Raw genomic sequence first — 23,038 nt, 5'->3', positions numbered from 1 at the left:
TTAGAGCGGCAGATCCGACTGTTACGGCCGTGGCTCGTGTTGCGCCGGCCGCGAGGAGAGCTCGATGAAGAAGGTCATTGTTCACAAGCCCGGGACGATCAAGCCCTCTGGGGCCGCGGCGCCCAAGCACGGAATCTGAGCGCTCTTCAGGCGGGAGCCCGTTTCGGCGGGCTCCCGCCCGTGTTTGGGGCGGAAGGTTTCCGGGCGGGAAACCGCACCGGGAAAAGGGCATCCCGGAATGGGCTCCGGGAATCGGCACCGGAAGGGCGCGCATGTTTTCGGTGAACGCGGGAGGCGGGGAACCGTACACCGTGGCGGCGGCGCTGCTGGGCGAATTCGTGCCCGCCGCGCTGGAACGGTCGCCGGAGCTGGTGGAGGCCCACGACATCGAGATCCGGGCCGCGGCCCCGGCCCTGGCCGGGCTGGTCCCGGCCCGGCGGCGGTCGCGGGCGGCGGACCTGCCGGCGGCCGAGCGCATCCTCGTCCACGGGGCCCGGCGCACGCTGCGCGTCGCGAACGGGCTCGCCGAGTTCGTGCGCGACCACCTCACCAAGGCGGGGCCGTACCGGCTGACCGTGGAGAACCTGGACGAGGCGGACCACACGGACCGCGAGTTCCTGACCGTGCTGCGCCGGCGGGTCTCGCCGGAGCTGCTGGAGCTGACCGTGCGCGACGGGCGCGGCCGGGACCCGTCCCGCGCCCCCGAACCCGCCGGGCTGCCGGAACTGCTGGAGAAGATCGAGCGGTGCCGGACCGAGGGGTTCCACCACGCGATGGCCCGGCTCGGCGAGCGGGCGCTGGGCCTGCTCGACCACGACGACGACCCCGAGACCTGGTGGCGGCTGGTGCACCGGACCGGCACCGCGCTGACCGCGATCGAGCGGGAGGACGAGGCCCGGGCGCTGTACGACCTGGGCCGCCGGACGAGCACGGAGCCGAAGCACCGGGCGACCGCGGCGTACGCCACCGCGATGATCCTCGTGCGGCACTCCGACCGGGCGCGGCGGGACCCCGAGGAGGCGATGGCCTGGATCAACGAGGCCGTCACGATCACCGCGCTCCTGCCGGACCGGCGGGCGCGGGCGTTCCACCTGGGCTTCGACCTGAACGGCAAGGCGCTGATCGAGCTGCGGCGCGGCAACGCCGACCGGGCGCTGGAGCTGGTCCGCGAGTCCATCGAACTGGCCGAGCGCGACCTCGACCCCGGCGAGCACCCGATCCACAAGCTGGTCCTGCGCGCCAACCTCGCCCACCTGCTGGCCCTGCGCGGGGAGCGCGAGGCGGCGCTGGCCGAGCTGGACGCGGTGATCGAGGCCGACCCGGGGTACCCGGACTACTACATCGACCGGGGCAACCTCCTCCACGCGATGGGCCGCTCCGCCGAGGCGCTGCGCGACTACGAGACCGCGATGGCCGTGGACCTGCCGTACCCCGAGCTGTTCTACAACCGGGCCGAGGTCCGGTACGCCGGGGGCGACCTCGAAGGGGCGCTCGCCGACCTGGACCACGCGGTCGAGCTGGACCCCGACTTCACGGCCGCCTACGTCAACCGCGCGGGCCTGCTCGCGGCGCTCGGCCAGTACGGCAGGGCGCGGGCGGACGTGGCGCGCGCCCCGGAGGACCCGTACCTGCTGTGCGTGCTCGGGCAGGTCGAGGCCGCGGAGGGTCGCCCCGGCGAGGCCCGCGAGGCGTACGACCGGGCGATCGCGGCGGATCCCCGGCTGGCCGACGCGTGGGCGGGGCGCGGCGTCCTCGCGTTCGAGAACGGCGACGCCGAGTCCGCCCTCGCGGACCTGACCCGCGCCGTCGAGCTGGGCGAGTCGGCGGAGCTGCTGTTCAACCGCTCGGTCGCGCTGCGGGCCCTCGGCCGTACGGCTGAGGCGCGCGCCGACCTGGCGCGGGCGGCCGAGCTGGCCCCCGGCGACGAGGACATCGCGGCGGCGCTGGCCGAAACGGGCTGAGACGGATATCCCGGAAGCACTGGCCGAAACGGCGTGAGACGGAACAGGATGTGAGACGGACCGGGATGTGAGGGAGGCGCGAGCGGAAGTGCGTCGCTGATGGGGCCGCGTCTGTGGATGCTGCTCGCCGCGTTCCTGATCTCCGGTGCGGGGAACTGGATCTACCGGCTGGCCCTTCCGCTGCTGGTCCTGGACCTCACGGGCTCCGCCGTGGGCACCGGCGCGCTCTACGCCCTGGAGAACCTCCCGCTCCTGCTGTTCTCCATGCTCGGCGGCGCGATCGCGGACCGGTTCCCCCGCCGCCTCGTGCTGGTGACCGGCGACGTCGCGGCCGCCGTGATCGCGTCGGGGATCGCGCTCTTCGTCGCCGCCGGGGCCCGGCCGGTGTGGCTCCTGTACGCCCTGGCGTTCGTGCTCGCGTCGGTGGAGCCGCTGTACTACCCGGCGTTCCGCAGCCTGATCCCGTCCCTGGCCACGCCCGACCTGCTCCCCACGGTCAACGCCCGCGTCCACGTCGCGGAGTACGGCGTCAACGCGGTGGGCCCGCTGCTGGCCGGGGTCCTGGTCGAGACCGTCGGCTACGAGATCACGCTCGCGGTCAACGCCGCCTCCTTCGCGCTGTCGGCGCTCCTCATCCTCCTGATCCGGGGCGTGCCCGCGCCGGAGTCCGCGGCCGGCCGGACGATCCTCGGCGACGTGCGGGAGGCGCTGAGGTACTGCCTGCGCGACAACCCGATCATCCGCGCGTCCACCCTCATCCCGATGGTGAACAACTTCTTCGTCTGGCTCCTGCTGGCGAACGTCGTCTTCTACCTCACGACGTACCACTCCTACACCCCGGACCAGATCGGCGTGGTCTTCGCCATGCAGGGGGTCGGCGCGGTCGCCGGAGCGCTGGCCGGCGCCCGGCTGCTCCGGCGCGTCCCGCCGGGCCTGCTGGTCGCCTGGTCCACGGCGGTGGGCGGCCTGGCCATGCTCGCCCTGATCCCCGCCCGTCACCCGCTGGCGGTGGGCGCCGCCTGGATGGTCCAGTTCGCGGCGGCGGGCGCGTCGATCGTCTCCACCGCCACCCTCCGCCAGTGGCTGGTCCCCGACCGTCTCCTGGGCCGCGTCTTCGCGACCGCCCGCATGATCGCCTGGTCCCCGATCCCCCTGGCGTCCCTCCTGGCCGGGGTGGTCGAGTCCACCTGGCACAACAGTCACGCCACCTTCGCGATCTCCGGCGTCGCCTGGCTGGCGACCGGGGTCGCGGCCGCCCGCTCCCCCCTCCGCGACGCCCGTCCCCCGGAACCGGCCACCCCGCCCCCGTGACCGTCCCGCGTCCCTGCCGGGCCGCCCGCGCGAGCCGTACGGCCGGCGCCGGGCGGCGAGCGGGCCGTACCGCCGGCGCCGGGCGGCGAGCGGGGCGGGCGCGGGCGGGCGAGGTGGGGCGGGAAATGTCGGTGGGAGGACGGATACTCGGGGCGACTACCCCTTCCGTTCGGAGGCGGCGATGGCGAAGCGGCGGTCGGCGGCGCGCGGGCGGACGCGCCGGAGGCGGTCCCGGCGGAGGCGGGCCGCCGGGTTCGGGGCGGGCGGCGCGCTCGCGGTCGTGCTGGCCGTGGTGTTCCTGCTGCCGCTCGGGGCCGAGGCCCTGGCGCGCCTCGCCCGGTCGTCGTGGGCTCCGGCGGCCGTGGCCGCGGCCGTCCTGGGCGCGCCGGCCGGGGCGGCCGTGTGGGCCGCGCGGCGGGGGCGGGCGCGCTACCGGCGGGAGGTCCTGCGCCGGGCGCGGATCGACGCCCTCACCCCGCGCGGCTTCGAGGACCTGGCCGCGGAGCTCCTGCGCCGGGACGGCTTCCGCGGGGTGCGCACCGTGGGCGGGGCCGGCGACCGGGGCGTGGACGTGGTGGGCACGGCCCCCGACGGCACCCGCTACGCCGTCCAGTGCAAGCACTACTCCCGCCCGGTCGGGCCGGGCGCCGTCCGCGACTTCATCGGCGCGCTCCACGCCCGCCCCTACCGCGGCCACCAGGGCGTCCTGCTCACCTCGAACCACCTGACCGAGAGCGCCTTGGAGACCGCCCGCGAGCAGCGCCTGATCGTCATCGACCGGGACCGCCTGGCCGACTGGCTCCGCGACGCCTACCGCCTGGGCCCGCCCACCGCCCGGACCACCCGGACCACCCGGACCATCCGGACCACCCGGAGCACCCGGCCCCCGTGACGCCCGCGGAGGGCGCCGCTCCCTTGCCGGGGTACGGCGGGACGGGGAGCATGGGGGGCGGTGAGGGCAGGGGGTGTGCGGTGTCCCTGGACGGACCCCTGGCGGAGGCCGGGGCGCGGCGCTCCGAACGCGTGCTGCGGGGCCTGGTCGCGGTCGGGCCCCTGGCGGTGGCGCTGCCGGTGTACGGGCTGCTGCTCGACCACCTGCCGGAGCGGTGGTTCGCGGCCCGGCCGCTGCTGTACGTGTTCGCGGCGGTCACGGCGCTGTGCGCGGGGCTGGGGTCGCGGCTCGCGGGGCAGTGGGCCGCCGCGCGCTACCTGACGCCGCGCTCCCCCGCGCCGGCCGGGCCGGCGGCCTCCCCGGCCGGGACGGCGTCGCCCGGCCGCACCCCCTCCGCGCACACGATCCGGGCCAGGGCGGCGCGGCACCTGCTGTCCGACTTCCGGGAGGCGCGGCACGGGCGGGCGACCGTGTGCGGGTGGTCGCAGTACCTCGGGGACGAGGCCCCGCCGACCGCGATCGGGACGTCGTACGGCCTGCGCCTGGTGATGGACCTGGACCTGCGCGACCCCCGGGTCAACCGGCGGCAGATCGTGGAGAGCCTGGTCGCGCTGCAGCGGCCGTCCGGGGGGTGGGCGGCGTCCACGCAGCGCGGCCTCGGCAGGCCCGAGGTCACCGCGTGGGTGCTCGTGCCCGCCGTGCGCGCCGGGCTGGCCCCCGGCACCGAGGAGACGCTGCGGGCGCTGCTGGAGAAGCTGACGGCGGCCGACGACCCGCAGGGCATGGAGCGGACGAGCGTGGTCGCCTCGCTGGTGGCGGCGTTCGCGGAGATCGCGCCGGGCTCGCCGTGGCTGCCGGAGCTGTCGCGGCGGCTCCTGGACGCGGCGCACGAGGACGACGGGATGGTGTCCTGGGGGCAGGCGCTGCACGGCAACGTGCGGCGATCGGCTCCGCACACGGCGAGGGCCGTGATTGCATTGGTCCGGGCCGAGCGGGCGCTGGGTGAGAAGGCGGACTTCGGGCCCGCGGTGGGCGGGGCGCTGCGGTGGCTCGCCCGCGAGGACCTCGACCTGCGCCCGACCGACGAGCAGCTCCGGCGCCCGGCCCCGGGCGGGGACGTGGACGCGCTGTTCATCGGGCACTTCACGGCGGCGTGGGTGGCGCGGGCGCTCATGAGCGGGCGGGATTCGGCCGAGTGCGAGAGGGCCCTGCGCGCGGCGGTGCGGGCGGTTCTGGACGACCAGCGGGACGGAGTGTGGACGTGGCACGACGGCAGGAGGCCGATCTGGATGACGTACCAGGGGTGCGTGGTCCTGCGGGAGTACGCCCTGAGGAACCTGCCATGGCCGCCGTGACCGGAACGCTGCGGGTGGCGACCTGGAACCTGCACGAGGCGCTGCCCGCGCGCGAGCCCGCCCCGCCGGACGTCCGCGAGGCCGTGGCCGGGCTGCTCACCGAGCTGCGGATCGACCTGGCGGGGCTCCAGGAGGTGGACTTCGGCCCGGACGGCGCCTCGCCGACCCTGGACGCGATCGCCGGGTCCACGGAACTGCGGCACGTCGCCGCGTACGACGTGTCGGAGTCGTCCTTCCACCCGGGGCGGCGGGCGGGGCTGGCGATCGTGAGCCGGTACCCCCTGTCCGGCGTCGAGCGGCACCGGTTCGCGAACCCCGACCTGACGGCGTACGTCGGCGGGAACGAGATCGGCAGCCACGACAAGGGCTTCCTGGCGGCCACGGCGCGGACCCCCGGCGGGGAGGTGACGGCGGTGACGCTGCACACGCTGCCCTTCTACCTGTTCGGCCGGGAGGCGGGCGACCCGGAGTTCCAGGGCATGTGGCGGCAGCTCTCGGAGGAGCTGCGGCGGCTGGCCAAGCGGCCGCTGGTCGTCTGCGGGGACTTCAACACGCCCCGGCGCGACCTGCTGGCCGCGGCCGGGGCGCCGGAGCTGACCCGGACGACCGGCGCCGAGCCCACCTACCGGGAGACGGCGGCCGACGACATCCTCTACAGCGGCGGCTTCACCGCCGCCCGGTCGGGGCTGGTGGCCAACTTCTCCGACCACGCGCTCTGCTTCGCCGAACTGCGCCCCTGGTAGGTGCCGCATGCCCGTCCCGCCCGCGTTCGCCGCGCTCCACGCCGAGCTGGGACACGCGCTGGACGAGGCCGGGGACGAGCGCGTCGTCTCCGTCGTCACCGCGCACGGCGGGCGCTCGGCCGTACGCGGCCTGGTGGAGGCGGTGTGCGGCGACGAGGGGCTGACGGCGCGGAGCGCGCGGGACTCGCTGGCGCATCCGCTGGGGTTCGACCGGTTCGTCCTGTTCACGGCGCCGGGGTACCAGCTCCGGCTGCACGTGTGGTGGCCGGGGTCGCGGATGCGGGAGGACGTCCACGATCACCGCTTCGGGTTCGCGTCGGCGGTGGTCACCGGGTCGCTCCAGGTCTCGGCCTACGTCGTGGGCGAGCCGGGCACGCCGATGGCGCGTTTCGAGGAGTCCCGCTCCCCCACCGGCGACGCGTACGTGTTCCGCCCGGCGGGGACCGTCCCCGTGCGCGAGTGGACGACGACGCTGCTCGGGCCGGGCAGCGGGTACTCCATGCGCGCCGAGGCCCTGCACCGCGTCTCGGCGGTCCCGGCCGCCGGGCCCGTCGCCACGCTGTTCGTGAAGCTGCCGCCGGTCCGCGCCACGACCACGGTCCTCACCGGCCGCGCCGCCCTCCCGGCTCCCTCGGCGCCGCGCCGGCCGTTCACCCCGGACGCCCTGCGCGCCCGCCTCCACCGCGTCGCCGCCGCGCTCGCGTGAGCCGTACGGCCGGCGCCGGGAACGTGAAAGACCCCGCGGGGATCGCTCCCTGCGGGGCCCAACACGTTTGTGACCGATGTGCGGGGTCGCCTCACGGCGAAAAGCACAACGCGGCTCCAGCCGAACGGTAGTCCGCGAAGGCGAAAAGTGAGCCCGGGGGACACCGAACACACCGGCACGTCGTATCCAACCACACCCCGGGACCGTTTGTTCCCGAACCGCGGCCGTCATCCAGCCGCGGGGCCGATCCCGAGGGCGGGGCCGGAAGCGCGAGACCCCGCCGGAACTGGGACCGGCGGGGTCTCGCTGAGTGACCGATGCGCGGGTCGCCTCTCGGCGAAAGGCACAACGCGGCTCCAGCCGAACGGTAGTCCGCGAAGGCGAAGAGATGAGGCCCGGGGGACACCGGACGCATCGGTCACGTGTCGTACAACCACAGCCTCCCCGGGGATGTTCCCGCGTCACGGAAAATCTCGCGGAACCCCGTCCCCGCGGGCGATCCGGGGCCCCGTCCCCGCGCTCGGCCCGCCGTCCGGGGCGGGGCGCGAGGGCGGTAGCGTGGGCGGGGTGTTGATCAGACGTGAAGTCGCCGGGGACGTGGCGGCGATCCATCAGGTGCACGCGGAGGCGTTCGCGGCGCAGGCCGCCCCCGGCACGACCCCGGTGGAGCCCGGGCTCGTGGACAAGCTGCGGGAGAGCGACGCCTGGATTCCCGAGTTGTCGATGGTGGCGCTGGACCTCGAAGGCGAGGTGATGGGTCACGTGGTGTGCACGCGCGCGCACATCGCCGGCACCCCCGCGCTGGGGCTGGGCCCGCTCGGGGTGCGCGCGGGCGTGCAGGGACAGGGCGTGGGGCACGCGCTCATGCACGCCGTGCTGGGCGCGGCCGACGCCCTCGGCGAGCCCGTGGTGGTGCTGCTCGGGCACCTGGACTACTACCCCAGGTTCGGGTTCCGCCCGGCGGCGGACTACGGCATCACGCCGCCGGTGCCGGAGTGGGGCTCGCACTTCCAGGCGCGCACGCTCACGGCGTACGACCCGTCGATCCGGGGCGAGTTCGTCTACGCGAAGCCGTTCATGGAGCTGTGATCACTCGCCGCGGGCCTCGTCCATGACGTCCTGGTCGCGGTACTCCGCCCGGCGGCGGTAGCGGCCCCGGCCGTCCCGGACCATGCGCGTGACGTGGACGACCTTCACTCCGGAGCGGGCCAGGCCGCGCAGGAAGCGGCCGGCGCTCGCCCCCTCGGCCCCCTTGAACACCACCTGGACGTACCGCAGCTCGCGCGCCCGCGCCAGCGCGCCGACCGCCGCGCCCACCCGCTCGGCCGTCGCCGCCGACGTCGCGGGCGCCGCCTCGCCGCCCAGCTCGCTGGAGCTGACCCCGGCGTGCCCGCGGGCGTCCACGAGACGGGCCCTCATCAGCGTGGGCGTGGACTCGACGTGGATCTTCCCGCCCGTGCCCGCGTCGCGCACGCCCCGCCAGGCGTACCGCCACTCACGCTTGCTGAGCAGTTCGGCCATGCCGCCTCCCTGAAGCCGGGATCCTCGAAGGCCCCCGCCGCTCCAGCTTTTCCGCGGCCGGGATGACCGTCAATACGGCCCGGGGGCCCAAGAGGACGGGCCGGCCGCCCCCCGCGGACGGGGTGGCGGCCGGCCCGGGGCGGCCCGTCAGAACCTGAAGACCACCCCGCCCGTACGGCGTACGGCGACGCAGTGGTTGGCGAACTGCCGGGAGTACGCCCTCGACCCGCCGGCCCAGGTGCCGAAGGCCTCGACCCGGACGGGCCGGTAGATGTGGGTGCAGGGACCGGGCTCGGCCGGGATGCGCGCGATGCGGCCGTGCGCCTGACGGAGCTGATGGCAGGCCCGCCGGGGGGCCGGGTGGGTCCCACCGTCGGGCACGCAGTTCAGCAGGACGGTCCGCGTCCGGTGGTCGCCGAGGTCGGTGACCTTGAGGACGAACTTCCCGAGAGCCCTCTTGTCCCAGGGGGTCTCGGCGACCGCCGCGGAGGGAGTGAGGCCGGACAGCGGCACCACCCCCAGCGCGGCGACCACGATCAGTCGCTTGGAGCGCTTTGACATACGGCTCACCTCCACGCCGCAGCCAATCAGCTCACGACCCGTCACGTCCTGGATACGCGCGAACACTTACCGTGGACGCGGGGCCGCCGGCCGGGTGAACGGCTAGCGCACCACCTCGGCCAGGAGGCGGTCCCAGTCGGCGAGGAAGCGGGCCAGGCCGTACCGGGTGAGGGCGGCGTCGCGGGCCTGCTTGCCGACCTGGCGGGCGTACAGCGGGTCGGCGATGAAGCGGCGCACGGCCTCGACCAGGTCGCTCACCTTGGTGGAGACGACGCCGGCGTCCTCGGGCACCGCCTCGGCGACCTCGGTGGCGGCCAGGGCGACGACCGGCATGCCCAGGTGCATCGCCTCCAGCAGCGACAGCCCCAAGGACGTCCACCGGTTCGGGTGGACGTACACCCGACGCCGGGCCATCTCGGCGTGCAGCTCGCCCTGCGGCAGGTCGTAGGTGCCCATCGCGCGCGGGTCGATCCCGAGGCGGCCGGGCAGCCCCTCGGCCTTCATGCCGAACACGTCCACGGGCGCCGCCTGCGCGAACGCCGGGAGCAGGTCCGTCCCCGTCACGCGCCAGCGCCGGATCGGCTCGTTGATCACGACGGCGGAGCGGGCCAGCTCGCCGGTGTACCGGTAGCCGGGGTCCACGATGCCGTGCTCGATCACGGTGGTCGGGGCGATGCCGTTGTCCCAGAACAGCTCGTTGAAGTGGGTGACGTGCACGACCGGGATGTCGTCCCGGTCGGCCAGCGGGTGCCGCAGGTTGGGCACCTCACCCTTGGGCGTGTTGTGCTCGACGAACACGGCCGGCACGTCGCGCCCGGGGCGGCGGCCGAGCCAGCGTTCGGCCAGCTCCAGTTCCTCGGGGCGCTGGGCCACGACGACGTCCACGTCCTGCGAGGCCAGCCGGTCGGCGGCGACCTCCGTGGCGCTCACGGGCCAGGGGTAGGTCTCGGGACGGCCCAGGCCGTACTTGTCCCGGTCCGGCGTGACCGGGATCAGGTACTCGTGCGGGCCCTGGACGAAAGCGGTCGCCCACGCCGCGTGGACATGCCACAACAGGATTCTCATGAGTTTCCCCCACGGTCTTCGCACCCGGATACCCGTTCTCTCCCACTTTGAACTCCCCCCTTTCGCGCGCCCTACGACTCGTACGGCGTACGCGTGGTCACGGCCGGGCGGAGCCGCCGCCGGGACGCGAAGCGGGACCGGTTGCGGGGGCGGCGATTTCGGGGGCGGCGGCGGGTGCCGGTAGCGTTGACGGGCGATGGCCTGGGCTCGGACCTTCTCCTGGATCGCCGGGGCGCTCCTGCTGGGGGCGCTGTTCACCGGCCTGTTCGCCATGCACGGCATCCAGGCCACGCCGTCCCCCGCCACCAAGGTCTCGGTCCTCGGATACCACGGCCCCGGCCACGAGGCCCGCTCCGACGCCGTCTCCCCCGGCCGCTCGTCCGCCGCCCCGCCCGCGCACGGCACGCCCGTCACCGCGCCCGTCTCCGGCGCCTCGCCGTACGGCCTGAGCGCCGGCGCGCCGGTCGGCGCGGGCGCGGCAGCCGTGCCGTACGGCGTGAGCGCGGACGGCGTGAGCGCGGACGGCCTGCCGTACGGCGGGCACGGGGAGCACTCCCGGCACTCGAACGGGCACCCGGGCGGGATGATCTGCCTGGCGGTGCTCGTGCTGGCGCTGGTGCTGCTGCTGCCCTCGCGCACGGGTCTCGTGAGCGCGGCGCGGGCGGCACCGCCGGGGCTCGCCACCGCCGGGGGCCGGGTCCGCCCGCGTGGCCCGAACCTCCTCCAGTTGTCGGTGTTGCGGCTGTGACAGGCCCGTTCTAGAGGGCTCTGTCACAGTTCGCACATACATCGACACGGAGGATTCACACGCCATGAAGCGTGTTCTCATGCTGCTCGCCGCCGCCACCACGCTCGCCGCCTGCGGCACCGGCACCGACGCCGCCCAGTCCGCCGGGGCCTCCTCGGCCCCCGCCTCCGCTCCGGCCCCGGCCACCGAGCAGGCGCCGGTCAAGGACTACAACGCGCAGGACGTGATGTTCGCGCGGATGATGATCCCCCACCACCGGCAGGCGCTGGACATGGCCGAGATGGTCCCGTCCCGGTCGGCCAGCCCGGAGGTGAAGAAGCTCGCCCGGCGGATCGAGGCCGCCCAGGATCCCGAGATCCGGACCATGACGGGCTGGCTGAGGCAGTGGGGCGAGGAGGCGCCGGCCGACGGCGGCGGCGCTCACGAGGGCCACGGCTCGGGGATGATGACCGAGGCCGACATGAGGAAGCTGGCCGGCCTCAAGGGTGAGCGCTTCGACAAGGAGTGGCTCACCATGATGATCGCGCACCACAAGGGCGCGGTGGAGATGGCCGAGCAGGAGAAGCGGGCCGGCCGGTACGCCCCGGCGAAGGAGATGGCCGACGCCATCATCCGCACGCAGAACGTCGAGATCGACGAGATGCGCGAGCTCGGCGGCGAGTAGCGGCGAGTAGCCGCGCGTACGGCTCGCGCCCGCCGGGCGCGAGCCGTACCACCGCGAGAAGCCGTCCCGCTATTTGGTGAAATGGCGGGAAAGCTTCCGTCGGTAGAATGACCGAATCCGACGGCGTGAGGGGTTGCGGTGACAGAGGGCGGGCTGGGCCGGGGCAGGATCACCGAGCTGAACGTGTACCCGCTCAAGAGCGGCGGCGGCACATCCCTGGAGCGCGCCGAGATGACGCCGCGCGGCCTCCGGTACGACCGGGAGTTCATGCTGATCACCCCCGAGGGCGCGCACCTCTCGCAGCGCGAGGTCCCCCGGATGGCCCTGATGCGCCCGGCGTACGACGGCGAGAAGCTGGTCGTCGAGGTGGCCGATCCGGCGCTGGCGCTCACGCCGTTCGTCCACGAGCCGCGAGCCGAGGGCCCGGCGCACGACGTGACCGTGCACCGCAAGCCGTGCCGGGGCGTGGACCAGGGCGACGAGGCGGCCGAGTGGTTCTCCGGCCTCCTCGGGCTCGAATGCCGCCTGGTCCGGTTCCCCGACGGCGACACGCGCCCGACCGGCCGGGGCGGCGGCGAGGTCGCGTACGCCGACGGGTATCCCCTCCTGGTGATCTCCCAGGAGTCCCTGGACGACCTGAACTCCCGGCTGGCCGAGCCCCTCCCGATGAACCGGTTCCGCCCGAACCTGGTGATCGAGGGCTGGGGCCGGCCCTTCGGCGAGGACCACGTACGGCGCATGCGCGTCGGCGGCGTGGAGATCGAGGTGGTCAAGCCGTGCGGCCGGTGCGTACTGACCACCGTGGACCAGGACGCGGGGGTCAGGACCCGCGAACCGCTGCGGACCCTGGCGAAGTTCCGCAACATCGGCAAGGAGATCCTCTTCGGCCAGAACGCGATCCCCCGCACGACCGGGGAGATCGCGCTCGGCGACGAGGTCGAGATCCTGGAGACCGCCGAACCCCCCGCCTGACCGGGACCGACCGGGACTGACCGGGACTGACCAGGACTGACTGAGCCCGGGCCGGGCCGGGCGGACCCGCCCCGGCCCGGGCTAACCGCGCACGAGGGAACGCCGCAGCGCCCACAGCCCGACCGCGAAGAGCGCCGCCGCGTACGCCGCCAGCACGCCGACCTGCGGCAGCACGTCGAGGAGCCCGGCGTCGCGGCGCACGAGCGCGGTGAAGGCGTCGTAGCCCCAGGCGTGCGGCGTGAACCGGGCGACGCGGCGCATGCCCTCGCCGAACGACTCCAGCGGCACCATCGTGCCGCCGAGCGCTCCCAGGCCCAGCCCGAGCAGCACCCCGAGCGTGATCACCGGGCCCTCGCGGCGGAACACCGACCCGAGCACCAGCGCCGCTCCCCCGCCGACCAGGGTGAACACGACGAGCACGGCGGCGGCCCCGAGCGGGTCGCCCCAGCCCACCCCGAACAGCAGCGCCGACCCCAGCATGATCAGCAGTCCCTGGGCCAGGCAGATCAGCAGCCGCCCGAGGACCTCCCCCGCCATGATCGCGCGCGCCGGCGTCGGGCTCGCGTACATCCGCCGCGACACCCCGAGCAGCCGTGTCTGGGTGAGCCCGATCGCCGTGGTGAGGGCCGTGAGGAACATGTAGAGCAGCAGCGTGGGCGGCGCGGAGAACACGAAGGCCCCCAGCCCCGCCGGGATCACCGCCTCCCCCGTCGTGGTCACCCGGACCGCGCCGTCCCCGGCCGCCCGGCTCACGACCGCCAGCCGCTCGCCGAACGGCCCCGCGCCGCGCTCCACGCCGTACCGCGCCGCCCGCAGCAGCGTGTTCTCCCGCTGTACGGCGGCGCGCACGGCGCTCTCCAGGTCGATCGCGTCCCAGTCGCGGCCCAGGCTCACGTACCGCAGGTCCGCCCGGCCGCCGGAGCGCACCGCCGCGTCGTAGTCCTGGGGGATCACCAGGCCGCCGTGCAGCCGCCCGCGCTCCACGTCCGCGCGCAGCCGCCCGGCGTCGGCGACGCGCTCCACCTGTACGGCCCCGCCGGCCGCGAGCGCCGCGACCAGGCGCTCGGCGAGCGGGCCCGCCGCCCCCGAGACGCCGAGGCGGGGTTCCCTGGAGCCGCCGAACAGCAGCCCCAGCATGAGGATCATCAGGATCGGGGTGCCGAGCATGAACACCACGTTGGACCGGTCGCGCAGGACCCGCTTCAGGTTGATCAGCCCGATGGTCAGCGCCTTCACGCGTTCATCACCCTCTCCGCGGCGCGGCCGCCCAGGGCCAGCGCCACCGCTCCGCCCGCCGCCGCCATGCCGAGCAGCACCAGCGCCGGGACCGCCACCGCGCCGATCGACTGGTCCCCGGCCAGGTCCGACAGGCCGAGCAGGAACCAGCGGTGCGGCGCGAGCCACCCCGCGAACTCGGCGAACCCCAGCCCGGTGACCGGGAAGAACGCGCCACCGACCACCCCGAGGACCATGGCGATCGCGGAAACGCGGTTGGACGCCTGCTCGGCGCCGCGCGCCGTGACCGCGATCGCGGCGGTGATCCCCGACACCGCGAGCACGCAGGCGGCCACCAGGACCGCGACCGCGAGCGGCGGCCCCCATCCGGCGCCCATGAGCAGGGTGGACGCGACGACGAGCACGCCCATGCAGGCCAGCCCGACGAGCACCCCGCCCAGCGCCTTCGCCGCGAGCACCGCCCGGGGCCGTACCGGCGCGGCGAGCAGCCGGGCCAGGGTCCCGCCCGCGCGCTCCTCGAAGATTCCCGACACCGTGGTCACGGCCACGAAGAACAGGAAGAAGACCGCCATCCCGGCCGCGTGGTAGGTCGTCGTGTCGAGCTGACGCCGTACGGCGGTGTCCGCGGCCAGGGACACCGGCGCGGGTGTCCGGGCGATCCCCGCCGCCGCCTCCGCGGCCCCGGCGGGGGTGCCGGAGCCGGTGCCCGGGACCGTGCCCGGGACCGTGCCGGGGACGTCTCCGGAGGCGGGGGATGCGGGCGAGGCCGCGAGCAGGGCCAGGCGGGCGGCGCGGCGTTCGGCGGCGTACGCCTCGGCGATCTCCCTGGCGACCTGGACGGCGACGGGCTTGTCCACGTCGCCGATCACGCGGGGCGTCTCGGCGCCCGGCTCGACCACGAACGCGGCGTCGGCCTTCCCCTCCTCGACGAGCCCGGCGGCCTCCGCGGGGCTCGCGGCCCGCCGCACCTGGACCGAGGGGAGGGAGCCGAGCACGCGCCCGGCGAACTCACCCGCCGGGTCGGACACGGCGTAGCGGGCGGCGAACTCCCGCGCGCGGCCGTCGTCCCCGGCCGGCACGGTCGAGAACAGGAAGGCCAGCCCGAGCGGGAGCACCACGCCGTAGAGCAGGAGGGTCGTGTCGCGCAGCCGCCTGCGCAGGTCGTTCGCGATGATCGTGAGCATCCCGGCCCCCTCAGTCCCGCAGCGCCCTGCCGGTCAGCTTCAGGAACACGGCCTCCAGGTCCGGTTCGCGGACCTCCAGGGACCGCACCGCGCACCCGGCGCCGGTCACCGCGTCGAGGATCAGCGGCAGCACCGCCCGCGACTCGGCGACCAGCAGTTCCAGCCGCGCCTCGTCCGCGTCCACGCGCGTCACCCCCGGGGTCCGCTCCAGGGCGGGCACGGCCCCGGCGGCGGCGCCGTCCACGGTGATCAGCACGTGGTCGCCCGCGCCGACCAGGCTCACCAGCTCCCTGTGGGTGCCCTCGGCGCGCATGCGGCCGCCGTCGAGGATGCCCACGCGGTCGCAGAGGCGCTCGGCCTCCTCCATGTAGTGGGTGGTGTAGAGCACGGCGACGCCCTCCCCGGCCAGCCGGGCCACGGCGTCGAGGATGGCGCCCCGGCTCTGCGGGTCCACCCCGGCGGTGGGCTCGTCGAGCACGAGCAGCCGGGGCCGGTTCAGCAGGCCGGCGGCGATGTTGAGGCGGCGGGCCATGCCGCCGGAGTACTTCGACACCGCCTCCCGGGAGCGCTCCGAAAGGCCAGTCACGTCGAGCACCTCGTCCACGCGGCGGCGCAGGTCGCGGCCGGCCAGGCCGTACAGGCGGCCGAAGAACGCCAGGTTCTCGCGGGCGGTCAGGTCCGGGTACAGGGCGATCTCCTGCGGGACGTACCCGATCATCGCCTTCGTCGCCAGGCTGGTCACCTCGTGGGCCCGCCCGGCGAGGCGGACGCCGCCGCCGTCGCGGGCGAGCACGCCCACCACCATCGCGATCGTCGTCGTCTTGCCCGCGCCGTTGGGGCCGAGCAGGCCGTACGTCTCACCCTCGCCGATCGTGAAGCTCACGCCGTCCACGACCGTGGTGGAGCGGTAGCGCTTGCGGAGATCCGTCACCTCGATCAGGGACACCGCGCCTCCTTCTTCGGTTCTTTACTCATGTAATGAACCACGGAGGCCATGAGGCCGTCCAGTGTGTTCCGGTATTTCGGGAGATTTCGGTGGCAAGCGGTGGGCGCCCGCCTATGATCGGCTGCACACGATCACGGGTGGAGGAGCCGATGACGGAGCTGAACGCGGCCCGCGAGGCGGCGCCGTCCGGGGTGGACGTGAACACGCCGAGCATCGCCCGGGTCTACGACTTCTTCCTCGACGGGAAGGACAACTACGCCTCGGACCGGGAGGTCGCGCAGGCGCTGCTGGACATCGTGCCCGAGGCGGCGATCGTCGCCCGCGCCAACCGCGCCGTGCTGCGCCGGGCCGTGCGGTACCTGGTCGGCGAGGCCGGGATCCGGCAGTTCCTCGACATCGGCTCCGGCCTGCCCACCGCCGGGAACGTGCACGAGATCGCGCACGAGATCGACCCCGACACCCGGGTGGTGTACGTGGACAACGACCCGATCGTGCTGGTCCACGGGCGGGCGCTGCTGGCGGACAACAAGACCACGGTGGTCGTCCAGGCCGACGCGCGCCGGCCCCGGGAGATCCTGGAGCACGAGGCCACCCGCGAGATGCTCGACCTGGACAGGCCGGTCGCGGTGCTGCTCGCGGGCCTGCTGCACCACATCGAGGACCAGGACGACCCCAAGGGCATCGCCGCGGAGCTCCGCGACGCCGTGCCCTCCGGCAGCCACCTGCTGATCACGCACTTCTGCGACCCCGGCGACGACCCGCTCACCGACCCCATGCGCGCCGCCCTCCGCGCGAAGATGAGCGGCTTCGTGGACCGCCGCCGCGAGGTGATCGCCGAGTTCTTCGAGGGCCTGGAGATGGTCTCCCCCGGCCTGGTCCACCTCCACGAGTGGCGCCCCGACGCCGAGGCCCAGGAGCAGGACCACCCCCTCCAGCGCTTCATGGTCGCCGGCCTGGCCCGCAAGCCCTGACGTCACCGGGCGGCGACACGCCCTCTCACCCCCGCAGGGCGGCGTCGAGCATGGCGGCCCACTGGGCCAGGAGGGGGCGGCGGCGGGGGGAGTCGTCGGTGAGGAGGTCGGCGAGGCCGAGGCCGCGCATCAGGTCGAGGGTGGCCTGGACGGCCTCGCGTACGCCGGGGCGCGACTCGTCCGCGCCGAGGAGTTCCAGGGTGAGGCGGTGCGCCTCGCGGCCGACCCTCGCCTCCAGCGGGGCCACGCGGTCGCGCAGCGCGGGGTCGGCGCTGGCCGCCACCCACAGGTGCAGGGCGGCCTTGAACAGGGGGCTCGTGTAGAGGTCGGCCAGCAGGTCCACGACGGCGCGGGCGTCCAGGGCGTCCCGCGGGCGGGACCGCAGGTGCGCCATGCGCTCCTCCGCGCCGTATTCCACGGCCGCCGTCACCAGGTCCTCCCGCGTGCGGAAGTGGTGCTGGGCCGCGCCCCGCGAGACCCCCGCGCGCTCGGCGACGACCGCGACGGTGGTGCCCGCCCAGCCCCGCGAGGCCAGGCACTCCACCGCCGCGTCGAGCAGGCGGCGGCGGGTGGCGCGGCTGCGTTCCTGCCGGGGCTCGCGGAGATCCATGCACCCCACAATAACAATCAAGCACGATTGATTTTTTCGGTGGCGGCTGGCAGGGTTCGACCATGGAGCCCCTCCGGATCGGCAACGCCTCCGGCTTCTACGGCGACCGGCTCTCCGCCGTGCGCGAGATGCTCGAAGGCGGCCCGCTCGACGTGCTCACCGGCGACTACCTCGCCGAACTGACCATGCTGATCCTCGGCCGGGCGCGGCTGAAGAACCCGATGTACGGCTACGCCTCGACGTTCGCGCGCCAGATGGAGGACTGCCTCGGGCTCGCGCACGAGCGGGGCGTGAAGATCGTGACGAACGCGGGCGGCCTGAACCCGGCGGGGCTCGCGGCGGTGCTGCGCGACATGGCGGACCGGTTCGGGATCGCGGTGCGGATCGCGCACGTCGAGGGCGACGACCTCATGGGCACGCCGGGCCGGTGGCCGGAGGCGCTGACCGCGAACGCCTACCTCGGGGCGTGGGGCATCAAGGAGTGCCTGGACGCCGGGGCCGACGTGGTGGTGACCGGCCGCGTGACGGACGCGTCGCTGGTCGTGGGCCCGGCGGCGGCGCACTTCGGCTGGGGCAGGGAGGACTGGGACGCCCTCGCCGGCGCGACGGTCGCGGGCCACATCCTGGAGTGCGGCGCGCAGGCCACCGGCGGCAACTTCTCCTTCTTCACCGAGATCCCCGACCCGCTCAGGCCCGGTTTCCCCATCGCCGAGATCGCCTCCGACGGATCGTCGGTGATCACCAAGCACGAGGGCACCGGCGGCGCGGTCACCGTCGAGACGGTCACCGCCCAGCTCCTCTACGAGATCGCCGGCCCCCGGTACCCCGGCCCCGACGTCACCACCCGCTTCGACACGGTACGGCTGGCGCAGGACGGCCCCGACCGCGTCCGGGTCCACGGCGCGGCCGGGGAGCCCCCTCCCCCGGCGACGAAGGTGTGCCTGAACCACCTCGGCGGCCACCGCAACCAGATGACGTTCGTCCTCACCGGCCTCGACGTCGAGGAGAAGGCCGCGCTGGCCCGCGCCCAGCTCGAGGCGGCGATGACGCCCCGGCCGCGGACCGTCCGGTGGACGCTGGCCCGCACCGACCACCGCGACGCGGGGTCCGAGGAGGAGGCGAGCGCCTTCCTGCGCTGCGTGGTGATGGACCCCGACCCCAAGGTCGTCGGGCGCGCGTTCAGCGGCGCGGCGGTCGAGCTGGCTCTCGCGTCCTACCCCGGCTTCCACGCCACCTCCCCGCCCACCGAGGCCTCGCCGTACGGGGTCTACACCGCCGCCTACATCCCGAACGAGGAGGTCACCCACGTCGCGGTGCTCCCCGGGGGCGAGCGCGTGGAGATCCCGCCGCCGGCGCGGACCGCGGACCTCGCCGGTGACGCGCCCCCGCCGCTCCCGGACCCGCTTCCCGAGCCGCTCCCCGAGGGCCCGGTACGGCGGGCCGCCCTCGGGCTGGTCGCGGGCGCGCGCAGCGGTGACAAGGGCGGCGACGCGAACGTCGGCCTGTGGGCGCGCACCGAGGACGGGTGGCGGTGGCTGGCGCACGCGCTGACCGTCGAGCGGTTCCGGGAGCTGGTCCCGGAGGCGCGCGGCCTCACGGTGACGCGGCACGCGCTGCCGCGCCTGCGGGCGCTGAACTTCGTCGTCTCCGGGCTGCTGGGCGAGGGCGTGGCGGCGTCCACCCGGTTCGACCCGCAGGCCAAGGCCCTCGGCGAGTGGCTGCGGTCACGCGAGCTCGACATCCCCGAGGCGCTGCTGTGAGCGCGCCCCTCCTCCGCCGCGAGGGGCGGGCGCGAGCCGTACGGCATGAGGGGAAGGGGACGGCGTGGGCGTGGTGAGGTCGCGGCTGGATCCGGCCGCCACGGCGGCGAACCGGGAGGCGATGCTGGCGCGGCTCGCGGAGCTGGCCGCCGAGCACGCGAAGGCGCTGGGCGGGGGCGGGCCGAAGTACGTCGAGCGGCACCGGCGCCGGGGCAAGCTGCCGGCGCGGGAGCGGGTGGAGCTGCTGGTCGATCCGGACTCCCCGTTCCTGGAGCTGTCGCCGCTGGCCGCGTGGGGCACGGACTTCCCGGTCGGCGCGAGCGTGGTGACCGGGATCGGGGTGGTCGAGGGCGTCGAGTGCGTGGTGATCGCCAACGACCCGACCGTGCGGGGCGGCGCGAGCAACCCGTGGACCGTGAAGAAGACGTTCCGGGCGATGGACATCGCGCGTGAGAACCGGTTGCCGCTGGTCAACCTGGTCGAGTCGGGCGGGGCGGACCTGCCGACGCAGAAGGAGATCTTCATCCCGGGCGGGCGCCTGTTCCGCGACCTGACGCGGTTGTCGGCGGCCGGGATACCGACGATCTCCCTGGTGTTCGGGAACTCCACGGCAGGCGGCGCGTACGTACCCGGCATGTCCGACTATGTGGTGATGGTTCGGGAGCGGGCGAAGGTCTTCCTCGGCGGGCCGCCGCTGGTCAAGATGGCCACCGGGGAGGAGTCGGACGACGAGTCGCTGGGCGGCGCGGAGATGCACGCGCGGGTCTCGGGCCTGGCCGACTACTTCGCGGAGGACGAGCACGACGCGATCCGCCTCGGCCGGTCCATCGTGCGCCGCCTCAACCACCGCAAACCCGGCCCCGCCCCGCTCGCTGGCTACGCCGAGCCCCTCTACGACGAGGACGAACTGCTCGGCATCGTCCCCCCGGACCTGAAGACGCCGTTCGACCCGCGCGAGGTGATCGCCCGCGTCGTGGACGGCTCCGACTTCGACGAGTTCAAGCCGCTGTACGGCACGAGCCTGGTGACCGGGTGGGCGACGCTGCACGGCCACCCGGTCGGGATCCTCGCCAACGCGCGCGGCGTGCTGTTCAGCGAGGAGTCGCAGAAGGCCGCGCAGTTCATCCAGCTCGCGAACCAGACCGGGACGCCGCTGCTGTTCCTGCAGAACACGACCGGCTACATGGTCGGCGCGGAGTACGAGCAGAAGGGCATCATCAAGCACGGCGCCCTGATGATCAACGCGGTGTCCAACAGCCGGGTCCCGCACCTGACGGTGGTCATGGGCGCGTCGTACGGCGCGGGCAACTACGGCATGTGCGGCCGGGCCTACGACCCCAGGTTCCTGTTCACCTGGCCCAGCGCGAAGTCCGCGGTCATGGGCCCGGCCCAGCTCGCCGGGGTGCTCTCGATCGTGGGGCGGCAGGCGGCCCAGGCGCGCGGGCAGGCGTACGACGAGGAGGCCGACGCCGCGATGCGCGCGATGGTCGAGGCCCAGATCGAGGCCGAGTCCCTCCCGTTCTTCCTGTCCGGGCGGGTGTACGACGACGGCGTGATCGACCCGCGCGACACCCGCACCGTGCTCGGCCTCTGCCTGTCCGCGATCGGCAACGCCCCGCCGCCCGCCGCCCCGGCCGGGCCCGCGTACGGCGTCTTCCGCCACTGACCGCCCACCGACCCGCCCGCTGATCGTCCCCGCCTCGTCCGCCGACACCCGCCGAACCGTCCACCGAACCGTTCACCGGACCGTTCACCGGACCGCCCACCGAGCCGCCCGCCGAGCCGCCCACCGGCCGTTTCACTGACCCGGGAGCCTCCTTGATCCGCAAACTGCTGGTCGCCAACCGGGGCGAGATCGCCCGCCGGGTCTTCCGCACCTGCCGCGACCTGGGCATCGGCACCGTGGCCGTCTGCTCCGACCCCGACGCCGCCGCTCCCCACGCGGTCGAGGCCGACGAGTCCGTACGGCTCGCGGGGGCGGCCCCGGCCGAGACGTACCTGCGCGCCGACGCCCTGATCGAGGCGGCGCGGGCGACCGGGGCCGACGCCGTGCACCCCGGGTACGGGTTCCTGTCGGAGAACGCCGACTTCGCGCGGGCGGTGATCGCCGCCGGGCTGACCTGGGTCGGGCCGCCGCCGGAGGCGATCGCGGCGATGGGATCCAAGGTCGGGGCCAAGAAGCTGATGGCCGCGGCCGGGGTCCCGGTGCTGCCCGAGCTGGACCCGGCGGCCGTGGACGCGTTCCCGGTGCTGGTCAAGGCGTCCGCGGGCGGCGGCGGGCGGGGCATGCGCGTCGTCCGCTCGGCCGGGGAGCTGGTCCCGGCGCTGGAGTCGGCCCGGCGGGAGGCGTCCTCCGCGTTCGGGGACGCGACGGTGTTCTGCGAGCCGCTGCTGGAACGGGCGCGGCACGTCGAGGTGCAGTTGCTGGCCGACGCCCACGGCACGGTCTGGGCGCTGGGCGAGCGCGAGTGCTCCGTGCAGCGCCGCCACCAGAAGATCGTCGAGGAGACGCCCTCCCCCGCCGTCTCGCCCGGGCTGCGCGCGGCGCTGTGCGAGGCGGCGGTGGCGGCGGCCCGCGCGATCGGGTACGTCGGCGCGGGCACCGTCGAGTTCCTGCTCGGCCCGGACGGGGGCTTCCACTTCCTGGAGGTCAACACCCGCCTCCAGGTCGAGCACCCGGTCACCGAGTGCGTGTACGGCCTGGACCTGGTCGCCGCCCAGATCGCGATCGCCGAGGGAGCCCGGCTGGACCCCGCGCCGCCGGAGCCCAGGGGCCACGCGATCGAGGTACGGCTGTACGCCGAGGACCCGGCGGAGGACTGGCGGCCCCGGAGCGGAGTCCTCCACACGTTCGACGTCCCCGGGGTGGACGCCCGGTTCGCCGTTCCCCCGGCGTACGGCCTGCGCCTGGACTCGGGCGTGGAGAGCGGGACCGAGGTCGGGGTGCACTACGACCCGATGCTCGCCAAGCTGGTCGCCTGGGCGCCGACGCGGGAGGCCGCCGCCCGCCGTCTCGCCGCGGCCCTGCGCGGCGCCCGGATCCACGGCGTCGTCACCTGCCGCGATCTGCTCGCCCGGGTCCTGGCCGAGCCGTCGTTCCTGGCGGGCGACACCGACACGGCGTACCTGTCCCGCGTCCCGGGGCTGACCGCGCCGCTCGCGGACGAGGCCGGGGTCCGGCTGTCCGCGCTGGCGGCGGCGCTGGCCCTGGCTGCGGCGAACCGCGCGGCGGCCCCGGTGCTCGGCCGCCTCCCCTCGGGCTGGCGCAACGTGCCCTCCCAGCCCCAGCGGACCGCGTTCGCCGAGGGTGAGGTCGCGTACCGGCTGACCCGCGACGGCCTGCGCGCCGAGGGCTTCGAGGACGTCTCCCTGGTCTCGGCGGACCCCGGCCGGGTCGTCCTCGCGGCGTCCGGCGTCCGCCGCGCCTTCGACGTGGCGCGGTCGGGCGATCGGGTGTGGGTGGACTCGGTGCTCGGCCCGGTCGCGCTCCGTCTCCTGCCCCGCTTCGCCGACCCGGCCGCCACCCTGGCCGCGGGCTCCCTCCTGTCCCCCATGCCCGGCACCGTCGTCCGGGTCGAGGCCGTGCCCGGCGACCAGGTGACCGCGGGCCAGCCCCTCGTCGTCCTGGAGGCGATGAAGATGGAGCACGTGGTCCGCGCCCCCCGCGACGGCCTCCTCGAACGCCTCCACGCCGCCCCCGGCGACCGGCTCGACGCCGGCGCCCTCCTCGCGGTCGTCACACCCCGCGAGGACGAGCCCGCGGGCCCGGCGTAGCCCGGCGGGCCGGGTGAGCCCCGGCCGATCGGGCACGGCCCGCCGGTCAAGCACGGCC

Annotated in this window: 21 protein-coding genes; 14 read left to right on the top strand and 7 right to left on the bottom strand. The window is 75.0% G+C overall.

Annotation, left to right across the window (positions count from 1 at the left end; all coding sequences use genetic code 11):
- Positions 1 to 272 precede the first annotated feature (272 nt).
- The 7 genes from D5H75_RS13250 to D5H75_RS13220 all read left to right on the top strand — a co-directional run bounded on the left by D5H75_RS13250 (position 273) and on the right by D5H75_RS13220 (position 8,057).
- A complete protein-coding gene (locus D5H75_RS13250) occupies positions 273 to 1,961 on the top strand; it encodes a tetratricopeptide repeat protein (protein ID WP_119926741.1) in 1,689 nt (562 codons plus the stop codon).
- 99 nt (positions 1,962 to 2,060) lie between these two features.
- Entirely contained in the window at positions 2,061 to 3,272 is a 1,212-nt protein-coding gene (locus D5H75_RS13245; RefSeq protein ID WP_119926740.1) for an MFS transporter, read from the top strand.
- A gap of 181 nt (positions 3,273 to 3,453) precedes the next feature.
- Positions 3,454 to 4,164 (top strand): restriction endonuclease, encoded by a 711-nt coding sequence (locus D5H75_RS13240; protein WP_119926739.1) that lies wholly within the window; start codon positions 3,454 to 3,456, stop codon positions 4,162 to 4,164.
- Between the two features lie 80 nt (positions 4,165 to 4,244).
- Positions 4,245 to 5,519, top strand: coding sequence for a prenyltransferase/squalene oxidase repeat-containing protein (locus tag D5H75_RS13235; protein WP_119926738.1), 1,275 nt, complete (start codon positions 4,245 to 4,247; stop codon positions 5,517 to 5,519).
- Positions 5,507 to 6,262, top strand: coding sequence for an endonuclease/exonuclease/phosphatase family protein (locus tag D5H75_RS13230; protein ID WP_119926737.1), 756 nt, complete (start codon positions 5,507 to 5,509; stop codon positions 6,260 to 6,262). The genes D5H75_RS13235 and D5H75_RS13230 overlap by 13 nt, the downstream gene beginning before the upstream one ends.
- A 7-nt stretch (positions 6,263 to 6,269) precedes the next feature.
- A complete protein-coding gene (locus D5H75_RS13225; RefSeq protein WP_119926736.1) occupies positions 6,270 to 6,968 on the top strand; it encodes a hypothetical protein in 699 nt (232 codons plus the stop codon).
- Between the two features lie 567 nt (positions 6,969 to 7,535).
- Positions 7,536 to 8,057: a GNAT family N-acetyltransferase gene (locus tag D5H75_RS13220; protein WP_119927103.1), complete on the top strand. Its 522-nt coding sequence runs from the start codon at positions 7,536 to 7,538 to the stop codon at positions 8,055 to 8,057.
- On the opposite strand, the gene D5H75_RS41495 is transcribed toward D5H75_RS13220, so the two are convergent.
- The 3 genes from D5H75_RS41495 to D5H75_RS13205 all read right to left on the bottom strand — a co-directional run bounded on the left by D5H75_RS41495 (position 8,058) and on the right by D5H75_RS13205 (position 10,115).
- Entirely contained in the window at positions 8,058 to 8,489 is a 432-nt protein-coding gene (locus tag D5H75_RS41495; RefSeq protein WP_202638111.1) for a hypothetical protein, read from the bottom strand.
- A 147-nt stretch (positions 8,490 to 8,636) separates the two neighbouring features.
- Positions 8,637 to 9,050 (bottom strand): SSI family serine proteinase inhibitor, encoded by a 414-nt coding sequence (locus D5H75_RS13210; protein ID WP_119926735.1) that lies wholly within the window; start codon positions 9,048 to 9,050, stop codon positions 8,637 to 8,639.
- 102 nt (positions 9,051 to 9,152) lie between these two features.
- A complete protein-coding gene (locus tag D5H75_RS13205; protein ID WP_119926734.1) occupies positions 9,153 to 10,115 on the bottom strand; it encodes a glycosyltransferase in 963 nt (320 codons plus the stop codon).
- Positions 10,116 to 10,311: 196 nt separating this feature from the next.
- Here D5H75_RS13205 and D5H75_RS13200 point away from each other — a divergent pair, with 196 nt between their 5' ends.
- The 3 genes from D5H75_RS13200 (at position 10,312) to D5H75_RS13190 (ending at position 12,499) form a co-directional block, all read left to right on the top strand.
- Entirely contained in the window at positions 10,312 to 10,863 is a 552-nt protein-coding gene (locus tag D5H75_RS13200; RefSeq protein WP_119926733.1) for a hypothetical protein, read from the top strand.
- 64 nt (positions 10,864 to 10,927) lie between these two features.
- Entirely contained in the window at positions 10,928 to 11,527 is a 600-nt protein-coding gene (locus tag D5H75_RS13195) for a DUF305 domain-containing protein (protein WP_119926732.1), read from the top strand.
- A 138-nt stretch (positions 11,528 to 11,665) separates the two neighbouring features.
- Positions 11,666 to 12,499, top strand: coding sequence for an MOSC domain-containing protein (locus D5H75_RS13190; RefSeq protein ID WP_242454212.1), 834 nt, complete (start codon positions 11,666 to 11,668; stop codon positions 12,497 to 12,499).
- 81 nt (positions 12,500 to 12,580) lie between these two features.
- On the opposite strand, the gene D5H75_RS13185 is transcribed toward D5H75_RS13190, so the two are convergent.
- From D5H75_RS13185 to D5H75_RS13175, 3 genes are read right to left on the bottom strand one after another with little or no spacing between them, the layout of a single operon-like run.
- The gene (locus D5H75_RS13185) at positions 12,581 to 13,735 is read right to left on the bottom strand and encodes an ABC transporter permease (RefSeq protein ID WP_119926731.1); all 1,155 of its coding nucleotides are present in this window, start codon (positions 13,733 to 13,735) and stop codon (positions 12,581 to 12,583) included.
- Entirely contained in the window at positions 13,732 to 14,919 is a 1,188-nt protein-coding gene (locus D5H75_RS13180) for an ABC transporter permease (protein ID WP_119926730.1), read from the bottom strand. The genes D5H75_RS13185 and D5H75_RS13180 overlap by 4 nt, the downstream gene beginning before the upstream one ends.
- Before the next feature lie 10 nt (positions 14,920 to 14,929).
- Positions 14,930 to 15,865 carry an ABC transporter ATP-binding protein gene (locus D5H75_RS13175; RefSeq protein ID WP_119926729.1) on the bottom strand — a complete coding sequence of 312 codons (936 nt, stop codon included), beginning with the start codon at positions 15,863 to 15,865 and terminating at the stop codon, positions 14,930 to 14,932.
- 149 nt (positions 15,866 to 16,014) lie between these two features.
- Here D5H75_RS13175 and D5H75_RS13170 point away from each other — a divergent pair, with 149 nt between their 5' ends.
- Positions 16,015 to 16,836: an SAM-dependent methyltransferase gene (locus D5H75_RS13170; protein ID WP_119927101.1), complete on the top strand. Its 822-nt coding sequence runs from the start codon at positions 16,015 to 16,017 to the stop codon at positions 16,834 to 16,836.
- 25 nt (positions 16,837 to 16,861) lie between these two features.
- Here D5H75_RS13170 and D5H75_RS13165 read toward each other — a convergent pair whose 3' ends face one another.
- Positions 16,862 to 17,446, bottom strand: coding sequence for a TetR/AcrR family transcriptional regulator (locus tag D5H75_RS13165; RefSeq protein WP_119926728.1), 585 nt, complete (start codon positions 17,444 to 17,446; stop codon positions 16,862 to 16,864).
- Between the two features lie 62 nt (positions 17,447 to 17,508).
- Between D5H75_RS13165 and D5H75_RS13160 the strand changes: the two genes are divergently transcribed.
- The 3 genes from D5H75_RS13160 to D5H75_RS13150 all read left to right on the top strand — a co-directional run bounded on the left by D5H75_RS13160 (position 17,509) and on the right by D5H75_RS13150 (position 22,980).
- Entirely contained in the window at positions 17,509 to 19,206 is a 1,698-nt protein-coding gene (locus D5H75_RS13160; protein WP_119926727.1) for an acyclic terpene utilization AtuA family protein, read from the top strand.
- A 64-nt stretch (positions 19,207 to 19,270) separates the two neighbouring features.
- On the top strand, positions 19,271 to 20,872 hold the full coding sequence (locus D5H75_RS13155) for an acyl-CoA carboxylase subunit beta (protein ID WP_119926726.1): 1,602 nt from the start codon (positions 19,271 to 19,273) through the stop codon (positions 20,870 to 20,872).
- 152 nt (positions 20,873 to 21,024) lie between these two features.
- On the top strand, positions 21,025 to 22,980 hold the full coding sequence (locus D5H75_RS13150; protein WP_119926725.1) for an acetyl/propionyl/methylcrotonyl-CoA carboxylase subunit alpha: 1,956 nt from the start codon (positions 21,025 to 21,027) through the stop codon (positions 22,978 to 22,980).
- Positions 22,981 to 23,038 lie beyond the last annotated feature (58 nt).

Source organism: Bailinhaonella thermotolerans (assembly GCF_003594875.1).
GTDB lineage: Bacteria > Actinomycetota > Actinomycetes > Streptosporangiales > Streptosporangiaceae > Bailinhaonella > Bailinhaonella thermotolerans.
The sequence above is the reverse complement of the archived record's forward strand: the minus strand, read 5'-3'. Positions and strand labels throughout refer to the sequence as shown.

Coding starts and splice junctions, on each gene's coding strand:
- D5H75_RS13250 (WP_119926741.1), top strand. CDS start 273: ATGTTTTCGGTGAACGCGGGAGGCGGGGAACCGTACACCGTGGCGGCG.
- D5H75_RS13245 (WP_119926740.1), top strand. CDS start 2,061: ATGGGGCCGCGTCTGTGGATGCTGCTCGCCGCGTTCCTGATCTCCGGT.
- D5H75_RS13240 (WP_119926739.1), top strand. CDS start 3,454: ATGGCGAAGCGGCGGTCGGCGGCGCGCGGGCGGACGCGCCGGAGGCGG.
- D5H75_RS13230 (WP_119926737.1), top strand. CDS start 5,507: ATGGCCGCCGTGACCGGAACGCTGCGGGTGGCGACCTGGAACCTGCAC.
- D5H75_RS13225 (WP_119926736.1), top strand. CDS start 6,270: ATGCCCGTCCCGCCCGCGTTCGCCGCGCTCCACGCCGAGCTGGGACAC.
- D5H75_RS41495 (WP_202638111.1), bottom strand. CDS start 8,489: ATGGCCGAACTGCTCAGCAAGCGTGAGTGGCGGTACGCCTGGCGGGGC.
- D5H75_RS13210 (WP_119926735.1), bottom strand. CDS start 9,050: ATGTCAAAGCGCTCCAAGCGACTGATCGTGGTCGCCGCGCTGGGGGTG.
- D5H75_RS13205 (WP_119926734.1), bottom strand. CDS start 10,115: ATGAGAATCCTGTTGTGGCATGTCCACGCGGCGTGGGCGACCGCTTTC.
- D5H75_RS13200 (WP_119926733.1), top strand. CDS start 10,312: ATGGCCTGGGCTCGGACCTTCTCCTGGATCGCCGGGGCGCTCCTGCTG.
- D5H75_RS13195 (WP_119926732.1), top strand. CDS start 10,928: ATGAAGCGTGTTCTCATGCTGCTCGCCGCCGCCACCACGCTCGCCGCC.
- D5H75_RS13180 (WP_119926730.1), bottom strand. CDS start 14,919: ATGCTCACGATCATCGCGAACGACCTGCGCAGGCGGCTGCGCGACACG.
- D5H75_RS13170 (WP_119927101.1), top strand. CDS start 16,015: ATGACGGAGCTGAACGCGGCCCGCGAGGCGGCGCCGTCCGGGGTGGAC.
- D5H75_RS13165 (WP_119926728.1), bottom strand. CDS start 17,446: ATGGATCTCCGCGAGCCCCGGCAGGAACGCAGCCGCGCCACCCGCCGC.
- D5H75_RS13160 (WP_119926727.1), top strand. CDS start 17,509: ATGGAGCCCCTCCGGATCGGCAACGCCTCCGGCTTCTACGGCGACCGG.